This window comes from Embleya sp. NPDC059213 (assembly GCF_042754445.1).
Taxonomy (GTDB): Bacteria; Actinomycetota; Actinomycetes; order Streptomycetales; family Streptomycetaceae; genus Embleya.
In genome coordinates this window covers 1-5,248 of sequence record NZ_JBHZAV010000339.1, presented here as the reverse complement: position 1 = coordinate 5,248, position 5,248 = coordinate 1, and the positions used below count along the sequence as shown (strand labels likewise).

General features: G+C 71.8%; 4 protein-coding genes. 1 reads left to right on the top strand and 3 read right to left on the bottom strand.

Annotated elements, in window-relative coordinates; all coding sequences use genetic code 11:
• Positions 1-65: 65 nt before the first annotated feature.
• The 3 genes from ACFXMF_RS46630 to ACFXMF_RS46620 form a co-directional block, all read right to left on the bottom strand.
• Positions 66-3,431, bottom strand: a complete 3,366-nt coding sequence (locus tag ACFXMF_RS46630) for a serine hydrolase (RefSeq protein WP_360324497.1) — start codon at positions 3,429-3,431, stop codon at positions 66-68.
• 321 nt (positions 3,432-3,752) lie between these two features.
• Positions 3,753-4,292 (bottom strand): GNAT family protein, encoded by a 540-nt coding sequence (locus ACFXMF_RS46625; protein ID WP_360324495.1) that lies wholly within the window; start codon positions 4,290-4,292, stop codon positions 3,753-3,755.
• Between the two features lie 171 nt (positions 4,293-4,463).
• Entirely contained in the window at positions 4,464-4,766 is a 303-nt protein-coding gene (locus ACFXMF_RS46620; protein ID WP_360324493.1) for a hypothetical protein, read from the bottom strand.
• A 363-nt stretch (positions 4,767-5,129) separates the two neighbouring features.
• Between ACFXMF_RS46620 and ACFXMF_RS46615 the strand changes: the two genes are divergently transcribed.
• A partial coding sequence (locus ACFXMF_RS46615) for an FTR1 family protein (protein ID WP_360324515.1) occupies positions 5,130-5,248 on the top strand: 119 nt, incomplete at its 3' end.

Sequence of the window (5,248 nt, the reverse complement as noted above, 5' to 3'; positions counted from 1 at the left end):
GCCCGGGACCGCGTCCGGAACGAACGCGGCGTGGGTCGAGATCGGGATCGGGGCCGAGCCGGGCGTCAGCCCACGCGCGGGGTGACCTGACCCATGAACAGGTAGGGCTCGCCGGTCGCCAGAGCGCCGAAGGTCACCTGACGCCAGATCGCCGATCCGGGCTCCCGGATCGCGAACAGGTTCTCCGCCACCGCGACCAGCGGCATCTCCCGCACCGCGTTGGGCAACGTGTCGGCCAGGTCCCCGGTCATCCGGATCCGCAACACCAGACCCTCGGCGGTGCTCGCCACCTCCATGCGCTGCATGGCCCGCTCGTACACGCCGACGTAGCGGTCCGCATCGAACGCCGGCGGTTCGACGGGCGGGGCGAACGAGGCGGGCAGGGCTACCTGCGCGACCTCGGCGAAGATCTCCCGGTACAGGTCCTCGTACAGCTCCGGCGCCTCGCCACCGTTGGTCAACAGCGCTACCGCCAGGCCCAGTTCGGGCAGGGTGCGGAGGAAGGCGTACTGCCCGATGGTGCCGCCGTCGTGGCCGAACACCTCGTGGCCGTCCCATTGGTAGCGGTGCCAACCCAGGCCCCACGACGCGTCCATCGCCGCGAGGTCGGACCCCTCGACCTGCTTCTCCCGCATCGCCAAAGCGTGTTCGGCGCCCAGGAGTCGAGTGCCGTCGGCGGTCGCGCCGTCGGTCAGGTGCAGCCGGGCGAATTGCAGCAGCTCCGCCGAGGTGGAACCGATCAGACCGGCGGGTCCGGCCGAGCGGGGCAACATCCACACCGGCGCGACGACGGGAGCCCCGCCGTCCTCGGAGATGTGACCGACCGCGGCCCGCAGCAGCAGTGCCTCCTCGGGCAGCGTGATGGTGCGTTCCAGGCCCAGCGGCCCGCTGAGGCGCTCGTGCAGCACCTGGTCCCAGGTCTTGCCGGTGACGTGCTCGATCACCCGTCCGGCCAGCGTGAAACCGGAGTTGCAGTAGGACCAGGCCGCGCCGGGCGGAAACACCTGGGTCGCGTCGACGAGTTGCGCCACGTATGCGGCCAGACAGTCGTCCCCGCGCCCGGTGTCGATGAACCGGTCGCCCTCGATGCCGCTGGTGTGGGTGAGCAGGTGGCGCATGGTGATCTGCTTGGCGAGTTCCGGGTCGGACAACCGCAGTTCGGGCAGCACCTCGGCCAACGGCTGGTCCAGGTCCAGCAGTCCGTCCTCGACCAGTTGCATGACCAGCGTCGTGGTCCACACCTTGGTGATCGAGCCGATCTGGAACACCGTGTCGGTGGTCACCGGGACGCCGGTGTTCACGTTGAGCACGCCGTGCGCGGCCTCGACCAGGTCGTCCGCCGCGTGCTCGTCCAGGCGCAGGATGCCCAGGGTCGCCCCGGGGACACCGTGGCGCTCGGCCAGCGTGGACAGCCGGCGCTGCCAGTGCGCCGCGTCCAGCGGGGCCGGCCGGGTGCGACCGGTGGATCCGGCGTACTGCTCGACCCAGTCGACGATCCGACGGTTCCAGTCCAGTCGGTGCGAGGGCCGGCCGGAGAGGATGAACAGGTGCGACCCGCCGGGGTAGAGCACCAGCCGGGTGGGCACGTTCCGCTGGCGCAGCGCGCCGAACCACTGCTGGGCCTGGCCCAGCGGGCACCGTACGTCGGCACCGCCCTGCACGATCAGCGTGGGCGTGTCCACGTCGCCCACCTTGGCGAACGGGTTCAGCCGGGTGTACAGCTCGGGATCGTCCCACGGGGTGCCGCCGAACTCGGCGTGGGACATGTAGGCGCCCAGGTCGGAGGTGCCGGGCATGCTGTTCAGGTCGCTGACCACACCGCCCGCGACGGCCGCCGCGAAGCGCTTGTCGCGGCTGGTGAGGTAGCAGGTCATGTAGCCGCCGTAGCTGTAGCCGGCGACGGCCAGCCGCCGCGGGTCGGCGGTGCCCTCGGCGACCAGTTCGTCCAGCGGCTCCAGGAAGTCCGGCGCGTCCGACTCGCCCCACTTGCCGACGGTGGAGGCGAAGAAGTCCTCGCCGTAGCCGTCGCTGGCGCGCGGGTTGAGCAGCAGGATGGTCCAGCCGCGCTCGGCCAGTACCTGGTGGTAGAGGTGCACCGGGTCGGCCGCTCCGCTCCACGCGTTGTGCGGGCCGCCGTGGATGTCCATCAGCACCGGCGAGGGGCCGGTGGTCCTGGGGTCGCGCAGCAGCCGGCCGTGCACGACGGTGCCGTCGGAGATGGTGAACCGGCGGTCGACCAGGGTGAGCAGTTCGACGTCCGGCAGGGACTGCGCGCCGTGCGCGGTGAGCACCCGCTCGGTGCCGTCGGCCGGGTCCACCAGCGCGACCTCGGCGTACGAGGACGGGGTGGACAGCACGATCGCGACCGGGCCGGGGGTCCGGGGCACGGAGAGGCCGGAGACGCAGCGGCCGGTACCGCCGAGCACCGGACGTGTGGCGCCGTTTTCGAGGTCGAGCGCGTACAGGTGGGTGTTGCCCTCCTCGCGGAGGCAGAACAGGAGTTCGCGATCCCCGGGCGTGGTCTGCGGCAACGCGCCCGGGTAGCCGGCGCCGCCGGGCATCACGTTGCGGTCCAGGGCACCGACGAGATCCTCGGCAGGGCCGCCGGCGAGCGGCACGCGCAACATGCGGGTGTGCCCGGTGCGGGTGTGCTCGCTGCCCAGCACCAACAGGGACTCGCCGTCGGGGGTCCAGCCGACCCAGCCGGCCATGCCGTCCGCGGAGCCGACCCGTTCGGCCGGCGCACCGGGGGTGGACACGTCGACGACGTAGGCCGCGGATTGCATGGTCAGGTCCGCGTCCGCGCCCAAACCGGCGCCGTAGGCCAGCCGTCGTCCGTCCGGCGACCAGGTCGGGTCGGTCGCGTGCCAGTCGCCCTCGGTGACCCGGGTGACCTCGCCGGAGGCCAGGTCGAGCACGTGTACGTGGTTGCGCAGGGTGCCCAGCAGGCCCGCGCCGTCCGCCTGGTAGTCCGCCCTGTCGATGACCATCGGCGCGTTCGCCCGGGCGGCCCGCGCGGCGTCGTCCTCGCCCGCGACGGCGTGGATGTCGATCACGGCGCCGAACGCCAGGCGGGTCCCGTCGGGGCTCCACACCGGTTGGCCGGCGCCCATCGGCAGGCTGGTCAGCTTGCGCGGCTCGGCGCCGTCCAGCGGCAGCTCCCATACCTGCGGCGGGCCGTCGACCGCGCGCAGGAACACGACACGGGTGCCGTCCGGCGACCACACGGGGGTGCTGTCCGAGGGGCCCTGGGTGAGCTGTTCCGGCTCGCCGCCACCCGAGGCGACCTGCCACAGGCTGCGTACGTCGCGGTCCGCATCCGGATCGACACGGACCAGGGTGTACAGCACCCGGGTGCCGTCGGGAGAGATCGCCGGCTGCGCGGGCAGCGCGATCGCGGTCAGGTCGTCCAGACGCAGACGTCGTGTCATGGCTTGCTCCATCCTGGTCGGCCCGTCCCGGTCGCCGCCCGGGTCGGTCCGGTACCGGGTACGCCCGGCTACGAACCGGGACGGCGAGTCTCCGATCGACGCCGAAACCGAACCGCCCGTCGCGCGGGGTGACCGCGAGGGAGGGTGTCGGCGTTCGTCGGTGGTGTCGAAGTCTTTCGCGGCGCTGGCCCGACGCTAGCCCGGTGCGAACGCGGTGGACTTCGTGGGCACGGACCAAGGACCACCGCGCTTTCGGTGCCATCCCACCAGGCGCGGGCTCGGCCCAGCGGGTAGATGCGCGGGGCCCGGCCGACGAGTGCGCTATCCGGGTCCGTCGGCCGGCGCCGCGAGCTCGTCGCGCAGGATGCTGTAGAAGACCGTGTCGCGCCATCGACCGTCGCGGAAGGTGTAGGCACGCGCCACGCCTTCGCGGGTGAAGCCGACCTTTTCCAGGGCGCGTTGCTCGGCGATGTTGTCCACCTCGGTGCCGGCCTCGATCCGGGCCACCTGGGTGTGGGCGAACAGGTAGCGCACCAGCAGGAGTTGGGCCCGGGTGCCGATCCCTCGGCCGCGCGCCTCGGGGAACAGGTTGATGCCGACGTTCCAGCAGTGCGAGGTGCGCGACGTGACGATCCTGCGCCAGGCCACGAAACCTGCGACCTCCGGACCGCAGACCACCGGCAACAATCCCTGGTCGTCGCCGAGCAGGCCGTTCTCCGCCCACCTGCGCCGCCAACCGTTCGGATCCGACCAGCCGTACCAGCCGAACGGGCCGGCCGCGTCGGGATCGATCAGGAAGCGTTCGAGAAGGGGTATGTCCGCTTCCGCCGCGGGGCGCAAGGACACCTGGTCGCCACTCATGAGCCGACTCCGTCCGGTCGTCACCGGCACCGGCACCGGGCCGGACCGGCAGCGTACGAAGCCGGTGTCCCGGGGGCGCGATGGGTGCGGTTGGTCAAGGCAGCCGACACTACCCGCGGCGCCGACCGGGCAGCGCTTCGCTGCACCGGTACGTCATCGCGGATCGCCTCGTCACGAACGGGAATGCGGCGGATCCGATTCGGGGCGGTTGGCCAGCAGGCGACGCACCCGGGCACGGAAGGAAGGCCCGGATCCGTCGGGCGCCGGCCGCTCGGCCACCGGATCCGGCGTCGACTCGCTCCATCGACGGGCCTGCCACACCAGGGCGGCCAAATCGTCGGCACCGGGCTCCCGGGATGCATCGCTCTGCGTCATGCCGAGCCGCTGCCCGCCCCAGGAGGCCCGCACGGCTGCCGAATGATCACGAATGCGCGACATATCCATAACAACGCCGAAATCCGCCTTGCCAGACAAGCGCTTCGGCGACCCCTCCGCCGACCTTCGGCGGCGGATCCCGACGCCGAACTCCCCCGAATCATCGCGAGGTTGCGAACTCCGCACCCCGGCTCGGTCGTTCCCGCGGGCCTGCTCCCGCCTCCCGGCGACGGTTCGCAGACGGGCGCGGTGCGGGCAGGTGACGTGCGCGCGGGTGGGGTGCACGGGTGGGATGGATGGGCGCAGGCCGGGTGGGGTGACGTGGTGGAGGTGGGGCGCGGGAAGTCCCCGGTCCGGCATGTTCCGCATGACGCACGCCATGTTGACGGCCCGTTCGGGCGAGTGCTTTGGTAAGGCTCGCCTGATTCCGAAATGTGTTCGAATTCCTGAGTGGGGTTACCCGTGTTCGCCAACTACCTGATAGGTCTGCGCGAGGGCCTGGAGGCGGCCCTGGTGGTCAGCATCCTGATCGCCTATCTCGTCAAGAGCGAGCGCCGGGACGCGTTGCCGGCCGTGTGGCT

Excerpts from the sequence above, each read along its gene's own strand:
- ACFXMF_RS46630 (WP_360324497.1), bottom strand. The coding sequence starts at position 3,431 with ATGACACGACGTCTGCGTCTGGACGACCTGACCGCGATCGCGCTGCCC.
- ACFXMF_RS46625 (WP_360324495.1), bottom strand. The coding sequence starts at position 4,292 with ATGAGTGGCGACCAGGTGTCCTTGCGCCCCGCGGCGGAAGCGGACATA.